The organism is Arenibacter algicola (genome assembly GCF_000733925.1).
Taxonomy (GTDB): Bacteria; Bacteroidota; Bacteroidia; order Flavobacteriales; family Flavobacteriaceae; genus Arenibacter; species Arenibacter algicola.
Genome location: NZ_JPOO01000001.1, coordinates 1,299,723 through 1,324,563, shown reverse-complemented (window position 1 = coordinate 1,324,563; position 24,841 = coordinate 1,299,723). Strand labels below are relative to the sequence as shown.

The following is a 24,841-nucleotide window of genomic DNA, read 5'->3' as shown; positions in this document are numbered from 1 at the left end:
ACCAATATAATTCTAGTATAGAACCTCAGAATTTACTAATTTTAGATATACGGAAATTTAGTTTTCCATCTCCCCTATAAGTCAGGCATCACAATTTTCCCCCACACAATTAGACATATTCGATTAGCAATCAAAGCAACCTATCTTCAAACATGGGTTGACCCCTTGTAACATCCTGGAAATCCAAAAGAAATTAACAAATCAATATAAAAATTCAAAGTCATGAAAACAAAATTGAGTCTCTTCTTAGTGGCCATAATCCTATTGGCCATAACCTATTTGTGGAAACCCCAATCTTCGCCTGAGGTATTGGTGGTAACACAGGAAGCTAGTTTTTACTCCATGAAATGTACTGTTGCCAAATACCTCTTGAGCAATGTGGATACCACCCAACAAATTGCACCCTTATTTGAGAATCTTGGCAATTTACATTTCGGTATTAGCACAAAAGACCATAAGGCCCAAACCTATTTTAATCAGGGCGTAAAACTTACTTATGCATTTAACCATGCAGAAGCCCACCGCTCGTTTATGGAAGCATCCCGACTAGACCCCAAGTCGGCCATGACCTATTGGGGACAGGCCTACACCTTAGGTCCCAACATAAATGACCCGTTGCCAGATGACGAGCGCAGAAAAAAATCTTATGAAGCTATATCAAAAGCCAAAAACTTGTCCCATAGCGGTACGCCCAAAGAAAAAGCTTTAATAGATGCGCTGGCCCATAGATACAGTAGTGATTTAACTAAAGAAATTTCAGAGTTGAACATGGCCTATATGGGTGCCATGGAAAAAGTAGTGAAAGCATTTCCAGATGATGCCCATGTACAGACCTTGTACGCGGCCTCTATTATGAATACTATGCCATGGAACTATTGGGACAATGACGGGAACCCAGCTCCTAACACCTTAAAGGGAAAAGCCGCCTTGGAGAGAGCCATGGACTTAAATCCCGATCATCCAGGGGCCCATCATTACTATATCCATATGGTGGAACTTCCCAAACCGGACCTCGCCATTCCCAGTGCCGACAAGCTAGGATCCTTAATGCCGGCAGCCGGACACATTGTACATATGCCATCCCATATTTATATTAGGGTCGGCAGGTATGCCGATGCAGTAAAAGTAAATCAAGCCGCTATCCTGGCAGATGAGGATTACATCTCCCAATGTTATTCCCAGGGCATGTATCCATTGGGATATTACCCGCACAATTTACATTTTCTATGGTCGGCCTCTACCCTCTTGGGCAACAGTGAACTAGCTATTGATGCCGCCAAAAAAACAGCGGAAAAAGTCCCACTAAGCGAGATGGTGACTTTGCCGTTTTTACAAGATTTTGCTTCCTCACCACTGTTGGCCTATACCCGCTTTGGAAAGTGGAATGAAATTCTGACCATACCTTATCCAGGAGATCAATATAAACACCTTAAACTTATATGGCATTACGCCAGGGGAATTGCCTTTGTAAGGAAAAATAACATTAAAGAGGCCAAGGAAGAGTTGGAGGCTCTTAAACTATTGAAAAACGACCCAGAATTGGAAACTGTTGTGGCCAATTATACCAATCCCTCCTCGAGTATAGCACGAATTGCATATGGGGTTGTTTCCGGTGAAATAGCCAATGCCGAAGGTAATATGCCAGAGGCCTTGGAACACCTAAAGCAAGCGGTATTTTATGAGGACCAGCTAATATACAGCGAGCCTACCGCATGGCATATACCAGTAAGACAGACTTTAGGGGCAGCATTGCTTAAGGCTAAAAAATATGAAGAAGCTGAAAAAGTATATAAGGAAGACCTGGATATAGTACGACAAAACGGCTGGTCCTTAATTGGACTCCATGAAAGCCTTATTGGTCAAGGTAAATTGGAGGAGGCCAAAAAGATAAAACAGGAATTTGACAATGCCTGGGAACATGCAGATATACCAATAAAAACTTCTGTTTTATAACTATATATATCTTATAAATAATGGGGCACATTTTAAGGAAACCCCCAAACTGTTGGAAAATCCATTTTCCCAATTTGGGTACAATAAAGTTCTTGGTTCAATATGGTTCCTAAAAATGCTTCACCTCTGCCTTGGCATGGTTAAATTCCTCCATCATGTCCACTACAATTTGGGCAGCGGGTTTAATTTCATGGATTATGGCGGCCACCTGACCAATTTCCAATTCCCCTTCCTCCAAATCGCCCTCGAACATACCTTTTTTGGCCCTGGCCCTACCTAAGAGCGACTTTAGTTCCTCCACCGTTGCACAATCGGCATAGGCTTTTTGTATATCGCTATAGAATTTATTTTTGATCAATCTAACAGGAGCCAATTCCTTTAAAGTTAATTGTGTAGCGCCTTCACCAGCCTCTATCACTTTTTGTTTAAATAAGGGATGGGACGAAGCTTCATTGCTCGCCACAAATCGGCTTCCTACCTGTACCCCATCGGCACCCAAAACCATAACAGCCAACATGGCCCTGCCTGTTGCTATTCCGCCAGCAGCTATTAAAGGGATGCTTATTTTTTCTTTTACTGCGGGAATTAAGGTCAAGGTAGTGGTCTCATCCCTACCGTTATGTCCACCAGCCTCAAAACCTTCCGCAACAATGGCGTCTACCCCAGCTTCCTCTGCCTTTTGTGCAAATTTTACACTGCTCACCACATGCACGACAGTTATACCCCTATCCTTTAAATATGGAGTCCAAGTTTTGGGATTTCCTGCCGAGGTAAATACAGTTTTTACATCCAGCTCCACTATGATTTCCATGAGCTTCTCAATATCCGGATACAGCATTGGTACATTGACACCAAAAGGCTTATTGGTGGCCAACTTACACTTCTCTATATGCTCCCGCAGTATCTCCGGATACATGGAACCTGCCCCTATTATCCCCAATCCACCGGCATTGGAAACGGCAGAGGCCAAACGCCATCCACTGGCCCATACCATTCCGGCCTGAATAATTGGATATTGAATTCCAAAAAGATCGGTAATTCTATTTCCCATTAGTTTTTTATCAATTTAAATTCCTTGCGCATCCCGTCCACTTTTACATGTACAATATAAATGGCCCTACTTAAATTTTCTAAAGATATCTCCTCATTGTCTTGGTTAATTTGCTTTTCCAGAATGCGCTTCCCGTAGGTATCAAACAGCGTTATACGAGCATTTCCATAGGCCATGGGAAACTGTACTTGAAACCCGGTCTTGGATGGATTCGGAAATAAATACCACTCATCCCCGGCATTTGAAATATCTATTCCCAATAGCGTCAAGGGTAGGGAAAAATTGGGTATTCCATAACCTATTTGGGAATTTGGATTTTGATAACGGGAAGACGATTCCCACACCATTGCCATAATCTCCATATTGTTTTTTTCAGGGAACGCCTGCCAAAAGGAAGCGATAGCGCCTGCCATTATGGGCGAAGCAAAGGAGGTTCCATTATTTTTTACCAATCTGTCGTCCGGGCCTATTACCGTTGCTCCTGCACCCAAGGCCATCCCATCTGGTTTAATCCTTCCATCCGCGCTTGGTCCCCGTGAACTAAATGCCACATAGTTGCCAGAGGTATCAACCGCTCCAACACCAAATACATTGGCATCTGCCGGTGCCGTAATAATACCCCAAGAGCTATCACCTGAATTCCCGGCAGAATTCACCACCAATATCCCTTTTTCGGTTGCAATATTGGCTCCTTTGGAAATAAAGGCCGTATTTCCATCCATATCCGCTGGGGAATAATTATATCTTGGATTATCATAAGTACTATAGCCCAAGGAACTGTTAATAACATCTACCCCTAGGCTATCGGCCCGCTCAGCGGCCTCCACCCAATAACTTTCCTCTACTGGTGTTTCGGTAGCGGCATCTTCCGTTCTAAAAAGCAGATAACTGGCATCCGGAGCTGTCCCAACAAATTGTTCGTCCACAAAACCGGCCATATCGGACAATACCCTGGTACCATGATCACTTCCGTTGGCTGCATAAATATTTGTTGATCTGAAAACAAAATCGTACCCGCCCCACAAATCATTGTTAGAACGTAAACGTTCAAAAGCACTCATCTGATCCACATTGGGGAAGCCACTGTCCAAAACAGCAACTAAAAAACCTTCACCCGTAAAGTTATTTTTGTGCAAAACATGTACCCCCAATTGTTTTATTTGCGCATCGCTTTGCCCGTAGACAAAATCGACCTCTTGTTCCAGAAACTTATTAGCATGATTGTTGGCCTTATTTCTCGAAGCCATAATCGAGGTGGATTTGGCATTCAAACCCTTGTCGGCATAAGAAATACGGTCTACAAACGGAAGGTCTGTTAAAGCTGCAATATCGGATACACTACCTAGAACGTGAACACAATTGAACCATTTGGACTTAGCCTTGACCGTGATCCCGTTTTGAAGTTTTAACTGGGCAATGTACACCTCGTTGACAGGAACATCCCTTTCATCTATGGCAATATTAAATCTGCTCTTTTTTTGTATTGCCCGTTCCGATAATATACTTGATGGATTTAAAATGCACTCCTCTACCTGGTCCTTATCTTTTAAATATACCCAGGCATGCTCTTGGGCCATTCCCCAAACCGAGAATATCAAAAATAGGAAAAGGGTTGTCTTGACCATTTTAAGAGATTACACCAGACCCAACTAGTTCCTCTCCAATATACCAGGCTACAAATTGCCCTTCCGTAATAGCCGATTGTTTTTCAACAAAATCCACATACAACCCGGCATCCACTCTGTAAAGTGTCGCCTTTTGCAAAGGTTGACGGTATCTTATCCTTGCCATAACCTCCATAGTCTGGTCCACTTCCAACGCCAAATCCGTACGTACCCAATGTAATTCATCATTGTTTACAAATAAGGTCCTACGATAGAGCCCGGGGTGACTCTTCCCTTGACCGGTATAGATTACATTCTGATCAACATCGGTTTCAATTACGAACAAGGGTTCTTTGGTTCCCCCTACGTCCAATCCCTTACGCTGTCCTTTTGTAAAATAGTGGGCACCTTGATGCTCCCCTACCACCTTTCCATCGGTTAGGTCATAATGAGGCTTTTCAGCGTAATAGGCCAATTCTTCCAATTTGGAATTAAACTGGGGAATGGTACTCCCATACTGCTCCAATACCGCAGGTACTTCCACAATTACCCCCTTTTTGGGCCTTAACTTCTGTTGCAGGAATTCTGGCAAACGTACCTTCCCGATAAAGCAAAGACCTTGGGAATCCTTTTTATCCGCGGTGATCAAATCATTCTCTGCAGCTATTTTCCTCACTTCAGGCTTCTGTAATTCCCCTATTGGAAATAAGGTTTTGGCAAGTTGTTCTTGGGATAACTGACATAAAAAATAGGATTGGTCCTTATTGGCGTCCGCACCGGCAAGCAACTGATACGTTTCCGTTCCGTCCTCATTTTTTATAACCCCCTTTCTACAATAGTGTCCTGTTGCCACATAGTCCGCTCCCAGTTGCATGGCAATTTTCATAAACACATCAAACTTAATTTCCCTATTGCAAAGCACATCGGGGTTTGGTGTTCTCCCTTTCTCGTATTCCCTGAACATATAGTCCACAATACGTTCTTTGTACTGGGCACTTAAATCTACGGTCTGAAAGGGTATTCCCAACTTCTCGGCAACTATAAGGGCATCATTACTATCCTCCAGCCAAGGGCATTCCTTGGAAATAGTCACGGAATCGTCATGCCAATTCTTCATAAACAGGCCAATAACCTCGTACCCTTGCTCCTTTAAGAGATATGCCGTAACACTGGAATCCACACCGCCGGAAAGTCCGACTACCACCTTTTGCATCTGTAATTATTTATTGTTTACCCTTGGTCGCTACAACCCATTTATGTCTTACACTTACTTTGCAAAAATACAAAATTGGAATTTGCCGGCATTATAAATATAATCTAACAAAAAAGGAGGAATCGTCCCTTTATTCAGTGTTGAACAATTGTAACACCCTCAAGGATTAAAACTAAAAACACTTTTGGTCTTGGACGTACTTTTTTTGGAAATCAAACTGTTAAAATTAAAGCACCGTCAACCTTAAAGTAGGAGAATTAAATTTTAAAAAATACCCATACATCAAAAGAAGCCACTTTAGCATACTAAAAAGACCACTTTACAACTATTAGTTTTACACAGCTTAAAAAAGTACAATCTTTGGAGACCCAAATCTTACCAAATTAAACCAAATCAATGCTAAAAACCCCGACCACATGGCCGGGGTTTTTGTTTTACAACTATTCTAGCACATCATACTTCCTCTCCAAGGGCATCAGTTATCCTATAACCCTCCTGAACGGACCATTAAACAGCCTAAGTATATAAACAATTTGAATTTCAACAACATGCCGATTACCGCTACAAAACCATAGATTATGCTCAAAAAAAAAGTGCTTGAAAAAATCCAAGCACTTTAATCGTATGTTATGAAAATCTAGGCTTATTTCTTGCCTATTTTTTTCTGTTCCTCGGCCTGTTCCATCATCTCGCGCATCTTCTTCTGAAACTTATTTTCCTTCTTAGGCTTCTTTTTATTCTCTTGTATCTGGGCATGGATCTTGTCTTCGTCCAAAATGAAATTCTTGATGGCCAGCATTATAAAAATGGTAATCAAATTAGACACAAAATAATACAAACTTAGTCCACTCGCATAGTTGTTAAAGAAAACCAACATCATCAAGGGAGACAAATACATAATAAATTTCATATTGGGCATTCCCGGTTGCGTCTGCATATTTTGCCCAGTGGTCATCATCATATAAAAGAATATGGCAACAGAGGCCAAAATAGGAAACAAACTCACATGATCCCCGTAAAATGGAATAGTAAACGGCAACTGGGCTATGGCATCATAGGAAGAAAGGTCATCTGCCCACAAAAACGGCTTCTGTCTCAACGCAAAGGAAGTTGGGAAAAACATAAATAGGGCGTAGAAGATCGGCATCTGCAACAGAGCGGGCACACAACCGCTCATAGGGCTTACCCCGGCCTTATTATACAATTTCATGGTTTCCTGTTGCTTTTTCATGGCATTGTCCTTGAACTTCTCGTTAAGCTCTGTAATTTCAGGTTTCAACACCTTCATTTTGGCTTGGGACAAGTAGGACTTATAGGTAGCTGGCGACATAATAAGTCTTACCAAAATGGTCATGACCACAATAGCTATTCCGTAAGGGAGGAACGAACTTAGGAAAGTATATACAGGGGTAAAGATATATCTGTTGATCCATCCAAAAATACCCCAGCCAAAGGGAATAGAATCTTCCAGTCCCAATTCCTTGTACTGGGCCAAAACCTTTACATCTGTTGGTCCGTAGTACCAATTAAAATTATAGGCAAACTCTCCGCCCTGCAACTCCAAAGGCACCTGGGCAGCGAACTCCTTTGTAAATTGTTGGGTGTGACTCTCTTCCTCTACTAAATTTACAGAATTCAATTTGGCGGTTTCAAACTTATTGGCATAAGTAAGAATGGAACTAAAAAAATGCTGTCTGTAAGAAATCCATTTTAAATCTACTTCCGTTTCCTCATCCTCACTGCCTTCGGATAACTTACTTATTTTGTCACCATCATGGTTATAGGTTACCCTTGTATACCTATTTTCATATTGAATACTTTTGGAATGGCGGATCGCCTTCATCTTCCAATCCAAATCAATGGGCTTGGAACTATTAACGATGCCATTTAAGCCTTGAGACCTCACTGTAAAACCAACTAGATATTCGTCAGGTTTCATTTCGTAGCGATATTCCAAGAACTTATCGAATGCTACTTTGGCCTTCATGGACAGCACCTGATTCTCACCGGATTTGGAAAGTGTGGGTTCAAAGTATAGATCGTTGGTGTTTAAAACCCTATTGTCCGAAGTACTAAAATTAAGTGCAAAATTGGCATTGCCATCTTTTATTAAATATACAGGAATGGAATCATAGGTTACGTAACCTTTCATTTTCGCCTCGATAATCTGGCCTCCCTTGTTGCTTATTTCCAAATAAACCACATCGTTCTCCAATACCGTGGTTCCCTCTGTAGGAGCCGTAAATCCAAATGCACCTATAGCACTTTTGTAACTTGCAACGGCCATAGAATCTTGAAGATCGACTGTTTTGGGTTGGGCAATCTCTTCTTTTACAGCATTGGCTTTTTGCATTTCAGCGGCCTCAAGCTGCTCTTGTTTTGCCTTTTGTGCTTCCAGCTCTTCCGGTGTTGGCTGGTTCTGCCAAAACATAAAAATAAGAATACCAAAAATCAGTACAAAACCGATAATGGTATTAATATCCAATTTCTTTTCCTCCATCTAAAGTTTAATTTAAAATATTATCGGCGGGGATACAAACAACATCTACGTTCCCAACGGATTAAATCAGCTTGCAAATATATGCCCAATTAGGCTATATATGCCAAACTGGCACTAGTTTATTGCTTAACTTCCTTCTGATGCTTTAAAGCAGCTTTTATAAAACCTACAAATAATGGGTGCGGGTTGTCTACCGTACTCTTGTATTCCGGGTGATATTGAACCCCAATAAACCAAGGGTGGGCAGGAACCTCTACTATTTCTACCAATCCGGTTTCATTGTTTACACCGGAAGCTACCAGCCCGGCTTCCTCCAATTGTTTTTTATATTGGTTGTTAAACTCATAACGGTGACGGTGGCGCTCAGAAATTTCGGAAGCCCCATGATAGATCTTTTGTACCAGACTGCCCTTTTCCAAATGACAGTCCCAGGCACCCAATCGCATAGTTCCTCCCTTATTGACAATATTTTTCTGCTCCTCCATAATACTTATCACCGGATCAGGAGTATTTTCATCCATCTCCGTGGAATTGGCCTCATTAAGACCAAGTACATTCCTAGAATATTCTATTACGGCCATCTGCATTCCCAAACAGATACCCAAAAATGGGATTTTATTTTCACGTGCAAATTGCACCGCTTTTATCTTTCCTTCTATTCCCCTTTCCCCAAAACCTGGTGCTACCAAAATACCGTCCAGACCTTGCATCTTCTTTTCCATATTCTTGGCAGAAAGATGTTCGGAATGAATTGATTTCACCTTTACTTTTACATGGTTCACGGAACCTGCGTGGATAAAAGATTCCAAAATGGATTTATAGGAATCCTGTAATTCCACATATTTCCCAATAAGTCCAACAGTTACCTCATTTTTGGGATTCTTATGCCATTGTAGAAATTGGTTCCATTTTGTTAGATCGGGAACCACGTTATCCGGAAGGGCCAATTTTTTTAGAGTAACAGTATCCAAACCTTCCTCTTGCATTAAAATAGGAACATCATATATAGTTGATGCATCTATGGATTGTATTACTGCCTCCCTTTTCACATTGCAAAAAAGTGCCAATTTTTCCTTCAGGTCGTCCGGAATTTCGTGTTCTGTTCTACAGACCAAAATATCTGCCTTTATTCCGCTTTCCATCAAAGTCTTTACGGAATGTTGGGTAGGCTTGGTCTTTAATTCCCCGGCCGCAGAAAGATAAGGCACCAAAGTTAAATGTATAACGATCCCATTATTATCGCCCAACTCCCATAGCAACTGGCGCACGGCTTCTATATAGGGCAAGGATTCTATATCCCCAACAGTACCACCTATTTCGGTAATGACAATATCATAGTCCCCGCTCTTTCCCAATAATTGGATACGTTCCTTAATTTCATTGGTGATATGAGGCACAACCTGAACGGTTTTTCCCAAAAATTCTCCTCTGCGTTCCTTTTCTATAACACTTTGGTAGATTCTACCAGTAGTAACGTTATTGGCCTGTGATGTCCTAACATTTAAAAAACGCTCATAATGTCCCAAGTCCAAATCGGTCTCGGCACCGTCATCGGTAACGTAGCATTCACCATGCTCATAGGGATTTAAAGTTCCCGGATCAACATTTATATAAGGATCTAATTTTTGGATAGTAGTTCTGTAACCTCGAGCCTGTAATAATTTGGCAAGAGAGGCTGCTATAATCCCTTTTCCGAGGGATGAAGTAACCCCACCGGTTACAAAAATATATTTAGTCTGCGACATGAAGCGTTAGGTTGAATTCGTAACGCGAGCAAAAATACGAATTGCTATCACAATTCACGGTTAATATTGGGGAAAATCTTTTTGAATTTTTCGGATTAGGCCCTCAAGTCCGTTAATTTTAATTTCCAGCATGGCCCTTAACAAATTTCCCAACTTTCCCTCTGGAAAACCGTTTTGTTGAAACCATACCAAATAAGGTTCCGGTAGTTCCACCAAATATCTTCCCTTAAATTTACCAAATGGCATTCTATAATGCGCCAATTCTATTAATTGTCTCTTATCCGGAACTATATTCATGCTAAAGATTCTACCCAAAGATACCATCTTCAGGAATGCATCCCAAGCATTTGATTGAAATCTATTTACAATCACATACCAACCCCATTTTGAACTTTCTATTTTGAAATTTCGTACTTTTAAATCAAATCACCTATCTTTATACACGTATAATTTACATTTATAACAATTTACAACCTTACATATAAATATATACAACATGGTATTTTCGGTTAGGCAGTGTAAAGATTCTAGCAAAAAGAGGGCCAAGAAAATGCAAAAGCAATCCATACACAACCTTCAATAAAAAATTAAAGTAGAAAAAAATGAAACGAAGAACATTTATAGGAACCTCAGCAGCGGCATCGGTTGGCATGCTGGCTTACAAAACTGGAAATGCAATGCAGCCAAACAATAATGAAGAGTCAAAATTAAAAAACAACATTAATCACAGTGTTTGCTATTGGTGTTATGGGAGCATCCCATTAGAAGATTTTCTAAAGTCCCTAAACGACCTGGGCATAAAAAGCGTTGACCTTATTGGCCCCAAAGACTGGCCATTGCTTAAAAAGTATAATATTAATTCCTCCATGTGCAACGGGGCCGAAATAAGCCTTACGGAAGGATGGAACGACCCCAAATATCATGAGACTTTGATTAAAAATTACACGGAGATGATTCCCAAGGTGGCAGCAGCAGGCTATACCAATCTTATCTGCTTTAGCGGCAATCGAAGGGGAATGGATGATGCCGTTGGACTGCAAAACTGTGTGGACGGACTAAAAAAGATTATGCCTCTGGCAGAAAAACACGGAGTTATCATACAAATGGAGCTATTGAATTCCAAGGTAAACCATGAAGATTACATGTGCGACCATACCGAATGGGGAGTGGAATTGTGCAAAAAATTGGGCTCCGACAATTTTAAACTGCTTTATGACATTTACCATATGCAGATAATGGAGGGCGATATAATTCGCAACATCCAAGACTATCATTCGTACTTTGGACATTACCATACCGGTGGCAACCCAGGAAGAAACGAAATAAACGAAACTCAGGAATTGTATTATCCGGCAATAATGAAGGCTATTTTGGCCACAGGCTATAAAGGACATGTGGCCCAAGAATTTATCCCTACTTGGGAAGATAAAATAGCCGCCCTAAAAGAAGGGGTTACCATTTGCGACGTATAAAAGGTTAATCCAATTAAAGAAGCTGTCTCATTAATAGAGGCAGCTTTTTTTTTTTGGATCATTCTTTGAAATAGCTTGATTATCTTTTATAAATGCTAGGTTTTTGCTACATTACTGTTGCAATATTACTACCAAATGAAGCGCAATTTCAAGGAGTACAATCAACAACAAAATTGGCTTTTTCCTCCCTCTATTGAAGAATTAATTCCAGAAGACCATCCGGTTCGGATTGTCAATGGAGTTATCGAACATCTGGATCTAAAGCCACTAATTAAAGCCTATAGTAAAGACGGTCAGCCAAGTTATCATCCAAAGATGATGTTGAAGGTAATGGTCTATGCGTATATGGACAATACCTATTCTACCCGTAAGATAGAAAAGGCCATGCGGGAGAACATTAACTTCATGTGGCTCTCCAATAAGCAGGTGGCTGACCATAATACCATAGCCAGGTTTAGAAGCCAAAAGCTAAAGGATGTTTTCAAAGATATTTTTAAGCAAGTGGTATTATTGCTGGCCCAGGAAGGCCTTGTGAAGTTAAAAGAAGTTTATACCGATGGCACCAAAATAGAATCCGTAGCCGGCCGTTACACCTTTGTTTGGGGCAATGCCCTTAAAACCCAAAAAGAAAAGATGGCCCGGCAGCTCGAAGAGATGTGGGAGTATGCTCAAAGCATTGCTGATGAAGAGGATACCGATCCTACTCCTCCAGATTTTAAAAAAGTCGATAAGGAGAAGGTAGAAAAAACAGCTCAAAAGATTGACAAGATCCTCAAAGGGAATCCTAAAGCCAGCTCTAAAGCAAAAGCAAAAGCCCGCTATATTGCGAAAAATTTTCCTGCCAACCTGGAAAAATATGAGCAACAGGAGCAACTCCTTGGCAACCGAAGCAGTTATAGCAAAACAGATCCCGATGCTACTTTCATGCGAATGAAAGAAGACCATATGAAAAACGGGCAGCTTAAGCCAGGCTACAATGTACAGATCAGTTCCGAAGATCAGTTCATCGTAAATTATACCCTACACCAGGACACCAATGATATTCATACCCTACGGCCTCATCTTGAGAATTATGAATACCTCTATCAAAATCTTCCAGAAACTCTTACTGCTGATGCTGGTTACGGAAGCCAGGAAAACTATGAACTACTCTCTGAAAAAGGAATCAAAGGCTATGTAAAATTCAACACTTTTGATAAAGAACAAAATAAGGCAGGAAAAAAGCGTAAGGAAAAGGCTCCCTTCCACCGGGACCAACTTTATTACAATGAAAAGGAAGATCATTATGTATGTCCGATGGGACAGCGGATGGAGAAAATAGCCCAAGCAACAAAGACCACCAAATCAGGCTACAGGCAAACAGTAAGTAAGTATAGCGCAAAAAATTGCAATGGGTGTCCAATAAGGAATGTTTGTTTTAAAGGAAAATACAATCGGGTAATAGAACGTAACCATGCCCTGGAGCATTACAAACAGAAGGCTAGAGAGCATCTTTTATCTGAAATAGGAGAAATAAAGCGTAGAAAAAGAACGGCTGATGTGGAGCCGGTCTTTGCCCATATCAAATCTAACCGAAATTTTAAACGATTTACACATCGCGGGTTGGATAAAGTGGAATTAGAGTTCGGATTACATGCCCTGGCGCATAATATGAGAAAGAAAAGTGCCTAAAGCACTTAAAATCTCCTTCCAAAAAATTAAAATGGCCTACTTCATGAAAAAATTCAGATGAAAATCTATAAAAAATAAAAACCGCCTCATTTTAGTAAACGAGACGGCTTCTTTAATTGTTTAAGGCTTTTTTAATCTTCTTATTCCAGATTAATTGCTGAACGGTATCCCTGGAAAAATTGGTCTCGGAATCATATTGGTTCTGATAGTCGTTTAGTTCGCGAAGTATATTCCTATATATCGCCTTTACCTCAGACTTGGCATTATTGGTAAATTTGGTCTTGGCCAATATTTGCCTAAATTTTCGAGCGTACACCTCGGAAATATCAAAATGCAATTGTTCATGGCTCAAGATGATCGGATTGGCCAATTTAGGCTTGTACCAGGATTTATCCGGATAAAAATGGGTATCCACCTTGAAATCGAGCTCCATTTTATCCTTGGTCACCTGCGCAGAAAAACTATAGGTGATACCGCTGGCCGTAATAGCCGCAGCATTGGAAATATTGGATGGCTTATCCTTGAAATCGGACCAAGCTAATTTCTTTGTCTGACTCCATAAAATCACTTCATCTTCCTGACCATAGCCCAAATGGAGCATGAGCCAAATAGCAAGCCAGACTACCTTTTTTAAAGATCCCACTGAAAAGTAATATTTCTTAAAATGTCCGGGTGCAAACTATAATGCACGGGGCAGGTACGTGCCGTATGCTCCAAAATTTTTCTGTGTTTGTCAGAAACTATCTTGGGCATATTAAATTTAACATCGATCCTGGTAATCCGCCTAGGATCGGCCTCCATATGCTTTATAACTTCGGCAGTGGAATTCTCCAAATCCAATTCCAAACCCCTGGCCTTTATTCCCATAACGGAAAACATACAACTTGCCAAGCCTGTGGCAACAGTATCTGTTGGGGAAAATGCCTGTCCCTGGCCATGGTTATCCAAGGGCGCATCCGTAATAAAGGAATTGCCCGATCTTATATGTACACAGTTTGTTCTAAGTCCACCGGTATAAGTTACTTTCGAGGTCATGGCTTAGTCCTTTAGTTCTATAATATTCATATTCTCATATCCGAGAATATATGAAGCCCTGTTATAATAGCCGGAAGAGATGTCTTTATTAAAATTGAATTTGTTGCCCACATATTCGGTCTCCCCAACAAGTTTGGAAGCAATAACCAAATCATTCTTATAGGCCAATTTTAGAAGCAGGTCATAAGTAAGATCAAAACCACGTATCGCATAGGCGTCCGGGTCTGCACCATATTTCTTTCTATAGGACTGTACAAAACTATTCTCTCCAATTTCCCTAGAAGCTGAAGGATAAGTAAACCTCAAATTGGAAAGATGTGAATAGGAAACAATTTCACTATCAAAAGCCTTGTTCTTATCTGTTGTGAAAAGTCTTATGCCAATCTCCTTACTTATCAAAGAATTTAATAACGACCCCACATGATAAACCACATTGGCCTGATCAGTTTCCAAAAACACCCAGTTCTCGGTCTCCATAGAAAGTATCTTGGAAATTTTATCGATATCCACCGTACGATCTTCCTTTAAGGCCACTATTTTGGCCCCGGGAAATTTCATTAACAAAGCGGATTCGGTAGGCTTGTTTTTTTGATCTGCAATTATGATTACGTTTTCCTTTGTCCTCAATCCTTCAACATAGGTCATCATATGTTCTTCCATCACCTTTTCCGAAGGAAGGGCAAAAAACACATTGTTCAAACTCAAGTCGCTCTTATCCGTTAAGGGTGCTACGACGGGCACTCCATATTCCGAGGCTTGCAGCGCTACCTCCTTTAGAGATTTGGCCTCCAAGGGACCAAAAATTGCCGATACCCCGATTAAATTTTCCTTTTGCAGTATACCCTTGGTGCGATTCATGTCCAATTGGGTATCATATGTTTTAACATCCACGGAGATTCCCAGTTTAGCTATGGAATCCAAGGCAACCATTGCTCCGGAATAGAGTCCCAGACTATACTTTACATCCTTTCTGTTCTCAATAGCACTCTTAGTGGACTCGTTGTTGTTTAAATCCAACCGATCCAATCTGAATGGCAAAAGAAAAACTAACTTTGGACGGTTTAATATATTGATACTGTCCCTTAGGTTGATCTTATCCAAGATCAGGGCATTTTTTACATCAAAATTTCCTGTCTGGGCCTTCGGTAGTTTTAAGACCATGCCCGCCTTTAAGCCATCTTTTAATTCTGGATTAAGCTCCAATAATTCTTTATAGGTAACCCCAAATTTACGCGTAAGTGAAAACTCGGTCTGCTTTGGTTTCACCTCATAAAAATTGTAATTCTCTATATTGACCTCACCGGTCTCCACCTTCTTCGCAGGTATCCTCAATACCATACCTTCCTTTAGCCCTCCCCTTTCTTTTATTTCAGGGTTCAAGGCTATAATTTCGTTGGCCGTTAGTCCAAATTTTTTCTCCAAACTATAAAAAGTTTGCTTGGCCGGAACGGTGTAAGAATTGTACAATTGGGTTTCTTGATCCTTAATTGAGCTCCCCAATATCTTTGGTAATAAAAGCTCCTGCCCAGAAGAAAGGTAATCGGTTATTTTGGACAATTTAGGGTTTAATACCAATAAACTATCTATAGTAATCCCATATTTATTGGCGATACTCCAACGGGTTTCTTTGGGTTGTACTGTATAGATTTCATAATTTTCTTCAATGTATGCCTTTTCGGACGGGTCTACCCTTTTGTATTTGGGTATCTTAAGAATCATGCCCTTTTTCAATTGAACGGAGTACAACTCTTTGTTGTACCGTTTAATTTCATCCTCCGAGATATTGTACTGTTTGGAAATACCAAACAAGGTTTCCTTTCTTTTGGTCCTATGTGAGGTATAACCTATAGGTTCGCGTTGTTGAGTAGCGGACTCATCGCCCTGTAACGCTTGCAATAAGGTGTTTACTTCTGAAACACTATCTTTTTTTACAGCCGCGCCATTGGCCGATGGTATTACTAAAATGGTATTGGCTCTTAAGGCCTGACCTTTTTTTATCTCCTTGTTGTAATTTAATATTCCTTGCTCGCTAACATTGTATCTTTTTGCGATACTTTCCAAAGTTTCACCCGCTTTAACGGAATGGGTAGTAAATTTTTGCGCAACTGCATTGATGCTCACCAACATTAATAAAAATGTTGTCAATATTACTTTTCTATATATTTTCACAAGTATAGATTTTATTTGTTCTATTTAAAATAAGCCAAGTACAAAATTGAGAACGAACATAAACACAACAATGTTATAATAAGATTAAAAATTAATGCCCAGCTGGAAATTTAAAATTCCATTGCACTTGCTCTCAAATTATTCCCATTCGATAGTTGCCGGTGGTTTGGAACTAATATCATAAACCACTCTATTTACACCCCTAACCTTATTTATAATGTCGTTGGAGGTTTTTTGCAGGAACTCATAGGGTAAATTTACCCAATCTGCCGTCATACCGTCCGTACTTTCTACGGCTCTTAAAGCTACACATTTCTCATAGGTCCGTTCATCCCCCATTACGCCAACACTATTGACAGGCAAAAGCATAGCTCCCGCTTGCCAAACCTTATCATAAAGCCCCCATTCCTTTAATCCGTTGATAAAAATGGCATCTACTTCCTGTAAAATAGCCACTTTCTCGCGAGTAATATCCCCGAGGATACGGATGGCCAAGCCTGGTCCCGGGAAAGGATGTCTACCCAACAATTCCTTATCTATTCCCAAACTGGCACCTACGCGCCTAACCTCGTCCTTAAACAACATTCGCAAGGGCTCCACGACCTTCAACTTCATATAATCTGGCAATCCACCTACATTATGATGGCTTTTAATGGTCGCTGACGGACCTCCAGTGGCAGAGACAGACTCTATAACATCAGGATAAATAGTCCCCTGTGCCAACCATTTTGCATCTTCCACCAAGTGTGATTCATCATCAAAGACCTCTATAAAAACCCTTCCTATGGCCTTTCTTTTCTTCTCTGGATCGCTTTCTCCTTCCAAGCTGTCCAAAAAACGTGCCGAAGCATCAACACCCTTCACATTTAGGCCCATTCCTTCATATTGGTCCAACACCGATTGGAACTCATTTTTCCGCAACAATCCATTATTTACGAAAATACAGTGAAGATGTTTTCCGATTGCTTTGTGCAACAAGACTGCCGCCACAGTGGAATCCACTCCTCCAGATAGGCCAAGTATCACCTTTTCATCACCAATTTTGGCCTTTAATTCCGCAACGGTAGTTTCAACAAAGGAGTCTGGGGTCCAGGTCTGGGCCACCCCGGCTATATGGACCAAAAAGTTTTCCAACAACTTTTTCCCATCGGTAGTATGATACACTTCCGGGTGAAATTGTATGGCATAGGTATCTTCACCTTTTAGCTTATAGGCTGCATTTTCAACATCATGTGTGCTTGCCAGTTTAATGGCTCCTTCGGGCAATTCCTTTATGGTATCACTATGGCTCATCCAAACCTGGCTACCTTCAGAAATACCTTCAAAAAAGGATTCACTGTGATCTATAAAGGACAATTTTGCCCTGCCGTATTCACGGGTATTGGAAGGAGCTACATTGCCACCGTTAAAGTGTGCCAAATATTGGGCTCCGTAACAAACGGCCAACAGAGGCTTTTTTCCTTTAATTTGTGATAAATCAGGATGTGGTGCATCATCTCCCCTTACCGAAAACGGCGATCCAGAAAGTATCACTGCTTTGTATTCCGATAAATCTTCGGGCAAGTGGTTGTACGGTTTAATTTCGCAGAAAATATTGAGTTCCCTGACCCTTCTAGCGATGAGCTGCGTATATTGGGAACCAAAATCTAATATGAGGACGTTATTTTGCATGGGCAAAAATAGTAATTTGAAATTTTTGAAAAAGTATCTTTAGGGGATAATAATCACAAAACTTATAAACAGAAAGATATTGAATAAGCTTTTTGCCGATAGGACCTTTTAAACAAGGGCTTCTTTTAAATAGTGGAAAACACAATAATTGGCCAAAACACCCAACAATGATATTCAAACTGGGCTTAATTTTAGGTCAATTACAAAGATTTTTAGATTTAAGCACAAAAAAAGCCCGGTAACCAACCGGGCTTACTAATCAAAACCAACCTAAACCAATTAACTAATTATAACTACTCACAATTTCTTTGGAAATTATTTTCAATTTCATAGCAATTTATATCTATAACAACTGAGAAAAGAAATACCCTACTCCAACAATTATTTTTATCTTTAATAAACATAAAAAAAGATTATCATGGCCACCGTTTACTTAGAAGAAATAAGGGAAGAGCTACAAAAGGGACCCACGGAAAAAGACCATCCTTTCCGATTTTTTACGCTTGCCACCGTAGGACTGGATCAGGTTGCCCGTTTGCGGACCGTTGTCTTACGGGATGTTTCCGATAATCTAAAACTGACCTTTTACACCGATAAGCGCTCCAAAAAAATTACACATATAAAAGAAAATAAAAGGGTAAGCCTACTCCTATACCATCCTGCCAAATTACTCCAATTGAAGATTGAAGGCACGGCAACCTACAAAGATGATGAGGGCACCAAAGAGAAATATTGGGGCAAACTGGATAGCTACGCAAAAAAACAATATACAACAAGTAGGTCTCCTGGGAGTAATTTAATCAATCCACAGAATTTGGAATATTTAAGTGAAGAAAATCATTTCTGTCTGGTAGAGATTATACCCTACAAAATTGAATATCTAAAATTAAGTCAACCTAATCACATAAGGGTCCGGTTCTCCAAAGTTGGTATTCTGTGGGAAAGTGAGTATCTGGTACCTTAGAACGGTTATAGACAACCCAAATCCCAGCCTTCTAGGCCATAGAATCCAATATCATTGAGATATCCTTCTCTGTTGTATCCGGGTTAATAAAACAAAAACGTGCCACAGTTTCGTAAACACCCTTTTGCCTATACTTGGTCGGAGTCACCAGCGCAAAACCTTCCCTGTGATTTTTATAGGTCCAATGGGTATAATCTTGAGGTAGCCATCCCTTTCTTCTAAACAGTACACAGGAAAGACTGGGCTCCCTTACCAATTCTACCAAGGGATGCTTTTCTATTAGTTCCCCTGCCAAATTGGCCAACCCAATACCCTGATCAACGGCCCAGGAATATTTATCGGTCCCGTGCATGGCCAGTGAAAACCAAAGCGGTAAGCCCCTTACCCTACGTGTCAACTGTATTTGATAGTCCGAAGGATTAAAACCATGGGCGCCTTCATCCTTAAATATTTCCAAATAGGAACCTTCCTGCGAATGAACTTCCTTGGCCAATTCCGGATTCTTATAAATTATGGCACCACAATCATAGGGCGAGAAAAGCCATTTATGCGGATCAATGGTTATACTATCCGCCTTTTCTATACCTTGGAACAATGGCCGGGCCAATTTGGAGGCCAAGGCGCCACCTCCATAGGCAGCATCAACATGGAACCAAAGATTTTGCGTCCCACAAATTTCCGCAATACCGGACAAATCATCTATAATACCTGCATTCGTGGTGCCTCCAGTTGCCACAACAGCGAATAACCTGTCTCTTTGTTGGGCATCCAAGGAATTTATGCTATTATTTAGGGCCTCTGCAGTCATCTGTTCCTCGGTTTCCACCAAAAGCACATCACAATCTATAACCTTGGCCATAGATTTTACTGATGAGTGCGCCCCTGAAGAAGTTATGATCAACCCTTTTTTATTGATATTTGCTGGATTCTTCCGCCAATTTTCCCTGGCCGTTACCATGGCAGATAAATTAGCGGCCGTACCTCCACTGGTAAATACCCCGAACGATCCCTTTGGCAAGCCCGTTAGGGACACCAACCATTTCATGGCCTCGTTCTCACAAAATATTCCGCCGGCCCCTTCCATCCAATAAGCGCCGTGAATGCTCGATGCCGAAGTTACCAGGTCGAACATGACCGCCGCCCGTGTAGGTGAGGCCGGTACAAATGCCAGATGTCTGGGATGATCAATAGGTACCGTAGCTTTTATAAGTACCTCTTTAAACAATTGAAAGGCCCTTTCCCCTCCAATTCCGTCAGGAGTTATCGTTTCCCCTACCAAGGTCTTTAACTCCTCTTCCTTTTTGGGCTTGCCCAACTCTGGAGCCGGATGGGTAATTCGACCAATGGCGTATTTCATGACATCCAGCGTCATCTCCACCATTTCGAAGTCTACTTTGTGCATGGACATAGTCTGTTTTTAACAAATATAACCTTTTTGATTGTCAACAAACCTGTCCGGAAGTGCAATAAAAAAGTGCGGATCAATCCATTTTTACAATAGAAAATTCTCCCGAAAGCGGCCTAAGCGCTTTCATTAAATGTGGAATCAAGCGCTCTCCATACTCTAGATAAAGTTCCGAGAAGTTAAGGTTGCGTTCTTGAAGTGATTTATTGGGAAAAAGTTGATTCTGAATTTCGGTCATACGCACCACATGGTCCTGCAACTTCCTTTTTTGTGCCTTAAGCAATCTTCCTTGTAAATTGTCCAATCCCTTTAATTGTTTTACCTCCTGGGCTTTCACAGCTCCTACAAAAGAAGCATCCGTTTGGGCTGCCAGATCATACAATTCCCTGAATTGCTCCTGTAAATATTTTTTTTGTGGGGTAAAGTCAATATCAATATTGGAAATTTCCCTGATCTTCTTATTAATAAAACTACTTTGATTTAAAAATATATCGGCAAGGGAAATGTTCATCCGCTTTAATTTCTCCATCTGCTTGCCAGTAATGACCAAGGCCGAATTACGGAGCAATAATATTGGAAAGGGCACCTTCATTTCCGTAAACATAGCTTTCAATTGCAGCCAATACGCCAATTCACCGCCGCCTCCTATATAACACAAATTGGGCAATATTACTTCCTGGTAAAGAGGTCTGGTAATTACATTGGGCGAAAAACGTTCAGGGTAATTCTCCAATTCTTTTAGAATTTCCTCTTGGCTAAATTCAATTTTAGTGTCGTTTACATAAAATCTGCCATCCTGCCCCACAATTCTCTCCCGGACACCATCCAACAAATAAAAATAATTGATTTCCCTAGGATTAACCTGTATACCGTAATTCTCCGGTAGTAGCTGTAGTTGCTCTATAGTTTCACTTACCTTATTGTAAGAAGCGTTTTCCAACAAATCACGCTTCACAATAGGCACCATCAAGCGCTTCAAGGCCGCATCGTTGCCATCCAAAATAACCAAGCCGTGTTCACCAAAAAGTTCATTGGCCAAAAAACGGGTAGCATCGGTAAGATTATCATGTTCCAAATAGGCCTTTCTAAACCATTCCTTAAGCTTACTGGCATTTATACTATTGCCCATTTCATTGGAAAAAGCTTCCAGGATAGATTCCAGTCCATCGGTTGCCAACGGCCCAACCGCACCTGAAGCATTTTTATTCCACTGTAATTTTTTCCCCCTAAAATTGAAGTAATTTATTTCATCAAAATCATGATCCTCGGTCGCCATCCAATAAATAGGCACAAAGTTATTTTCGGGATTGGTAAGCTTTAATTCCTTGGTCAAATTGATGGTAGAAATGATCTTGTATAAAAAATATAACGGTCCCGTAAATAAATTTAATTGATGCCCTGTTACCACTGTATATGTTGAGGCCTCCCTGAGTAGCGATATATTTACCTTGGTATCCTCCGAAATGTCAATTTCCCTATATTGATTTTTAAGAACCGAAAACAGAACTTCACGATGGGAACTTGGAAAATTTTGCTTGGCCCTTATCTGCTCGGCATACTGATCAATTTGGGGCGGCCTTTCATAAAAAGGGGACAAAGATTCCTTCGCATCCAGATAATCACATATCAAATTGGAAAAATAACCAGTTTTTTTAAAGGGTATACATTCGACTTCCATAGAAATATTGGTAATAGCTGGTAAAGATAAAATTATCCCTTTTTTCAGCTCCTAAAAATACGTTAAGAAGTTTAAAATTCACTTTTTTAATATCTTTTTGATGAACACCATACCCGATCCATAAGATGCCAAGTACTGTTGGATGACAATTAATATCGCGAATATTCCTTAGATTTGATTCTTAGCAAATCAACGGATTTAAATGAAAAAACTTCTACTAACCTTTTTTCTTCTTTCTACTGCCTTTGGAATTTCCCAAACATTACTAACTCCCTCCGAATTTTTAGGATATGAATTGGGATCAGAATTTACACGGCACCATCAAGTGGTGGACTATTATAAATATCTGGCCGAAAATGCTTCAGATCGGGTTAAATTGGTAGAATATGGAAAAACCAATGAACGCAGGCCCCTGATCGTGGCCTATGTTTCCAGCCCGGAAAACATTGTTGCCTTGGAGTCCATCAGATTGGAGCATCTAAAGAATACCACCGGCCAAGGATCGCCTACCAAGGCCATAGTCTGGTTGAGCTATAATGTTCATGGAAATGAAAGCGTTAGTACCGAAGCCTCCATGCAGACCATCTATGAACTATTGACCAACAAGTCCTCTTACCTGGAAAATACGGTAGTAATAATGGATCCGTGTATTAATCCAGATGGTCGCGATAGATACGTTAACTGGTACAACCAATTTAAGAACACACCGAACAATATAGACCCCAACAGCAAGGAACACCATGAAGGTTGGCTAAACGGGCGTTCCAACCATTACATGTTCGACCTAAATAGGGATTGGGCCTGGCTTACACAAGTAGAAAGTCAGCAGCGGATAAAAGTTTTCAACCAGTGGTTGCCACATGTACATGTTGATTTTCATGAACAGGGAGTAAACAACCCTTATTATTTTGCCCCGGCTGCAGAACCCTTTCATGAGGTGGTAACCGATTTTCAACGCGATTTTCAGATTACCATAGGGAAAAACCACGCCAAATATTTTGACGCCAACGGTTGGTTTTATTTTACCAAAGAAGTTTTTGACCTCTTATATCCTAGTTATGGTGATACTTACCCCACCTATAATGGGGGGATAGGAATGACCTACGAACAAGGCGGTAGTGGGCGTGCCGGATTGGGAGTAAAGACCATTATTGGGGACACCCTTACCCTAAACGACCGTATTGCCCACCATCTTACAACCGGTCTATCTACCGTGGAAGTAGCTTCCCAAAACACAGAAAAATTAAATAGGGAATTCAAGAAGTTTTATCAAAATAAAAATTTCAAATACAAAAGTTATGTAATGAACGGGGATCCCGATAAAATTGACGCCATTGCAGCACTACTTAGATCCCATGAGATTAAATACGGCTGGGCAAAGGAAGGTACTGCCAAGGGCCATTTATATAGCTCGGGAAAATTGGGGACCACAAAAACTACCCCTTCCACTTTGGTAGTTTCTACCGACCAGGTCAAAGGCACCTTGGCGCAAGTTCTTATGGAACCCAATACAAAGCTAAGTGATTCACTGACCTATGATATAACGGCATGGTCCCTACCTTACGCCTACGGATTGGAAGCTATTGCTTCCCAGACGTTAGTGGAGTCGGACCCTTCTGGGGATTGGGAAATTCTTCCGTCCAAGGAGGTCGACATCAACCAGGACACCTATGCCTTTGTAAGTGACTGGTCCAGTATGAAGGATGCGCGTTTTTTGACAGCATTGGTCAAAGAAAATATTAGGGTACGTTTTGCCAAAAATCCATTTGTGGCCGAAGGCAAAAAATTTGATAGGGGTAGCCTGATCATCACCAAAGGGGACAATAAAAACCATAAAGACTTTGTGGAGACCTTGAGCCGGGTTGCTTACGATAACAAAACCACATTAACCCCAACAAATACCGGATTTGTTGAAAAAGGACCCGACTTTGGTTCTAGCTATGTACCCATGATTACGGACACCAAAATAGCAATGCTATCGGGCGAACCTACCAATACCCTTGAATTTGGGGAAATTTGGCACTTTTTTGAACAACAACTTCACTACCCATTAACTATTTTGGATAGCGAATATTATGACCAAGTGGAATTATCCGACTACGATGTACTTATCCTACCCAACGGATGGTACGGTAAGTTCTTCTCTGAAAATAAATTGCAGGATTTAAAGGAATTTGTAAAGAATGGAGGAAAAGTGATCGCCATGGAAGGAGCCATAAAGGGTATAAATGGGGAACATGGGTTTGGATTAAAGGAAAAGGAAATAAAAAAAGACAGTACAGAAAACATACTCCCATATGAAGAGGCGGAACGCGAAGACATTAAAAATGCAATTACTGGTGCCATCTTTAGAACCAAGGTTGACCAAACACACCCATTGGCCTACGGTTATGGCGACCACTATTTTACTCTCAAATTGAGCGACGATGCCTTTGAAAACTTAGAGACAGGGACCGTGGTCTATTTGGAAAACACGGATTCACCAGTTGCGGGTTTTGCTGGAAGTGAGGCAAAGAAAAAAATTGCCAATACATTGGTATTCGGTGTTGAAGAAGTAGGCAAGGGACAGGTTGTTTATATGGTAGACAACCCATTGTTTAGGGGGTTTTGGGAAAATGGCAAACTCTTCTTCGTCAATGCCCTGTTTATGGTAAAATAACTCAAGTTACACCAATTGAAACTACGGCAATTATACCCCAAATAGCTGTTA

17 protein-coding genes are annotated in these 24,841 nt (G+C 40.8%); 5 read left to right on the top strand and 12 right to left on the bottom strand.

The window, feature by feature from the left end:
* Positions 1-222 precede the first annotated feature (222 nt).
* On the top strand, positions 223-1,953 hold the full coding sequence (locus tag U735_RS0105790; RefSeq protein ID WP_031442922.1) for a tetratricopeptide repeat protein: 1,731 nt from the start codon (positions 223-225) through the stop codon (positions 1,951-1,953).
* Between the two features lie 109 nt (positions 1,954-2,062).
* Here U735_RS0105790 and U735_RS0105785 read toward each other — a convergent pair whose 3' ends face one another.
* The 6 genes from U735_RS0105785 to U735_RS0105760 form a co-directional block, all read right to left on the bottom strand.
* Positions 2,063-3,004 carry an NAD(P)H-dependent flavin oxidoreductase gene (locus tag U735_RS0105785; RefSeq protein WP_031442921.1) on the bottom strand — a complete coding sequence of 314 codons (942 nt, stop codon included), beginning with the start codon at positions 3,002-3,004 and terminating at the stop codon, positions 2,063-2,065.
* The gene (locus tag U735_RS0105780) at positions 3,004-4,629 is read right to left on the bottom strand and encodes a S8 family serine peptidase (protein ID WP_031442920.1); all 1,626 of its coding nucleotides are present in this window, start codon (positions 4,627-4,629) and stop codon (positions 3,004-3,006) included. The genes U735_RS0105785 and U735_RS0105780 overlap by 1 nt, the downstream gene beginning before the upstream one ends.
* Position 4,630: 1 nt before the next feature.
* Complete coding sequence (gene mnmA, locus U735_RS0105775) at positions 4,631-5,821, bottom strand: tRNA 2-thiouridine(34) synthase MnmA (RefSeq protein ID WP_031442919.1); 1,191 nt, start codon at positions 5,819-5,821, stop codon at positions 4,631-4,633.
* A gap of 643 nt (positions 5,822-6,464) precedes the next feature.
* Positions 6,465-8,321 (bottom strand): membrane protein insertase YidC, encoded by a 1,857-nt coding sequence (gene yidC / locus U735_RS0105770; protein ID WP_031442918.1) that lies wholly within the window; start codon positions 8,319-8,321, stop codon positions 6,465-6,467.
* A gap of 119 nt (positions 8,322-8,440) precedes the next feature.
* Entirely contained in the window at positions 8,441-10,066 is a 1,626-nt protein-coding gene (locus U735_RS0105765) for a CTP synthase (protein WP_031442917.1), read from the bottom strand.
* Between the two features lie 60 nt (positions 10,067-10,126).
* The gene (locus U735_RS0105760) at positions 10,127-10,363 is read right to left on the bottom strand and encodes a DUF3820 family protein (protein WP_031442916.1); all 237 of its coding nucleotides are present in this window, start codon (positions 10,361-10,363) and stop codon (positions 10,127-10,129) included.
* 305 nt (positions 10,364-10,668) lie between these two features.
* Here U735_RS0105760 and U735_RS0105755 point away from each other — a divergent pair, with 305 nt between their 5' ends.
* Entirely contained in the window at positions 10,669-11,538 is an 870-nt protein-coding gene (locus tag U735_RS0105755) for a hydroxypyruvate isomerase family protein (RefSeq protein ID WP_031442915.1), read from the top strand.
* Between the two features lie 135 nt (positions 11,539-11,673).
* Positions 11,674-13,209, top strand: coding sequence for an IS1182 family transposase (locus U735_RS0105750; RefSeq protein WP_031442914.1), 1,536 nt, complete (start codon positions 11,674-11,676; stop codon positions 13,207-13,209).
* A gap of 112 nt (positions 13,210-13,321) precedes the next feature.
* On the opposite strand, the gene U735_RS0105745 is transcribed toward U735_RS0105750, so the two are convergent.
* The 4 genes from U735_RS0105745 to guaA all read right to left on the bottom strand — a co-directional run bounded on the left by U735_RS0105745 (position 13,322) and on the right by guaA (position 18,084).
* The gene (locus U735_RS0105745; protein WP_031442913.1) at positions 13,322-13,852 is read right to left on the bottom strand and encodes a DUF922 domain-containing protein; all 531 of its coding nucleotides are present in this window, start codon (positions 13,850-13,852) and stop codon (positions 13,322-13,324) included.
* Positions 13,840-14,244 carry an OsmC family protein gene (locus U735_RS0105740; protein WP_031442912.1) on the bottom strand — a complete coding sequence of 135 codons (405 nt, stop codon included), beginning with the start codon at positions 14,242-14,244 and terminating at the stop codon, positions 13,840-13,842. The genes U735_RS0105745 and U735_RS0105740 overlap by 13 nt, the downstream gene beginning before the upstream one ends.
* Positions 14,245-14,247: 3 nt before the next feature.
* Positions 14,248-16,413 (bottom strand): LysM peptidoglycan-binding domain-containing protein, encoded by a 2,166-nt coding sequence (locus U735_RS0105735; RefSeq protein ID WP_232233180.1) that lies wholly within the window; start codon positions 16,411-16,413, stop codon positions 14,248-14,250.
* Between the two features lie 138 nt (positions 16,414-16,551).
* Positions 16,552-18,084, bottom strand: coding sequence for a glutamine-hydrolyzing GMP synthase (gene guaA, locus U735_RS0105730; protein ID WP_031442910.1), 1,533 nt, complete (start codon positions 18,082-18,084; stop codon positions 16,552-16,554).
* 418 nt (positions 18,085-18,502) lie between these two features.
* Between guaA and U735_RS0105720 the strand changes: the two genes are divergently transcribed.
* Positions 18,503-19,048: a pyridoxamine 5'-phosphate oxidase family protein gene (locus U735_RS0105720; RefSeq protein ID WP_031442908.1), complete on the top strand. Its 546-nt coding sequence runs from the start codon at positions 18,503-18,505 to the stop codon at positions 19,046-19,048.
* 31 nt (positions 19,049-19,079) lie between these two features.
* On the opposite strand, the gene U735_RS0105715 is transcribed toward U735_RS0105720, so the two are convergent.
* The gene (locus tag U735_RS0105715) at positions 19,080-20,450 is read right to left on the bottom strand and encodes a pyridoxal phosphate-dependent decarboxylase family protein (protein WP_031442907.1); all 1,371 of its coding nucleotides are present in this window, start codon (positions 20,448-20,450) and stop codon (positions 19,080-19,082) included.
* A 79-nt stretch (positions 20,451-20,529) separates the two neighbouring features.
* A complete protein-coding gene (bshC, locus tag U735_RS0105710; protein ID WP_031442906.1) occupies positions 20,530-22,131 on the bottom strand; it encodes a bacillithiol biosynthesis cysteine-adding enzyme BshC in 1,602 nt (533 codons plus the stop codon).
* Positions 22,132-22,333: 202 nt separating this feature from the next.
* Here bshC and U735_RS0105705 point away from each other — a divergent pair, with 202 nt between their 5' ends.
* Complete coding sequence (locus tag U735_RS0105705) at positions 22,334-24,790, top strand: M14 family metallopeptidase (RefSeq protein WP_031442905.1); 2,457 nt, start codon at positions 22,334-22,336, stop codon at positions 24,788-24,790.
* Positions 24,791-24,841 lie beyond the last annotated feature (51 nt).

Bases quoted from the DNA above. Each gene is read 5' to 3' on its own strand.
- U735_RS0105765 (WP_031442917.1), bottom strand. From the start codon at position 10,066: ATGTCGCAGACTAAATATATTTTTGTAACCGGTGGGGTTACTTCATCC.
- U735_RS0105755 (WP_031442915.1), top strand. From the start codon at position 10,669: ATGAAACGAAGAACATTTATAGGAACCTCAGCAGCGGCATCGGTTGGC.
- mnmA (WP_031442919.1), bottom strand. From the start codon at position 5,821: ATGCAAAAGGTGGTAGTCGGACTTTCCGGCGGTGTGGATTCCAGTGTT.
- U735_RS0105785 (WP_031442921.1), bottom strand. From the start codon at position 3,004: ATGGGAAATAGAATTACCGATCTTTTTGGAATTCAATATCCAATTATT.
- U735_RS0105760 (WP_031442916.1), bottom strand. From the start codon at position 10,363: ATGAATATAGTTCCGGATAAGAGACAATTAATAGAATTGGCGCATTAT.
- yidC (WP_031442918.1), bottom strand. From the start codon at position 8,321: ATGGAGGAAAAGAAATTGGATATTAATACCATTATCGGTTTTGTACTG.
- U735_RS0105740 (WP_031442912.1), bottom strand. From the start codon at position 14,244: ATGACCTCGAAAGTAACTTATACCGGTGGACTTAGAACAAACTGTGTA.
- U735_RS0105750 (WP_031442914.1), top strand. From the start codon at position 11,674: ATGAAGCGCAATTTCAAGGAGTACAATCAACAACAAAATTGGCTTTTT.
- U735_RS0105705 (WP_031442905.1), top strand. From the start codon at position 22,334: ATGAAAAAACTTCTACTAACCTTTTTTCTTCTTTCTACTGCCTTTGGA.
- U735_RS0105720 (WP_031442908.1), top strand. From the start codon at position 18,503: ATGGCCACCGTTTACTTAGAAGAAATAAGGGAAGAGCTACAAAAGGGA.
- U735_RS0105780 (WP_031442920.1), bottom strand. From the start codon at position 4,629: ATGGTCAAGACAACCCTTTTCCTATTTTTGATATTCTCGGTTTGGGGA.
- U735_RS0105715 (WP_031442907.1), bottom strand. From the start codon at position 20,450: ATGCACAAAGTAGACTTCGAAATGGTGGAGATGACGCTGGATGTCATG.
- bshC (WP_031442906.1), bottom strand. From the start codon at position 22,131: ATGGAAGTCGAATGTATACCCTTTAAAAAAACTGGTTATTTTTCCAAT.
- U735_RS0105790 (WP_031442922.1), top strand. From the start codon at position 223: ATGAAAACAAAATTGAGTCTCTTCTTAGTGGCCATAATCCTATTGGCC.
- guaA (WP_031442910.1), bottom strand. From the start codon at position 18,084: ATGCAAAATAACGTCCTCATATTAGATTTTGGTTCCCAATATACGCAG.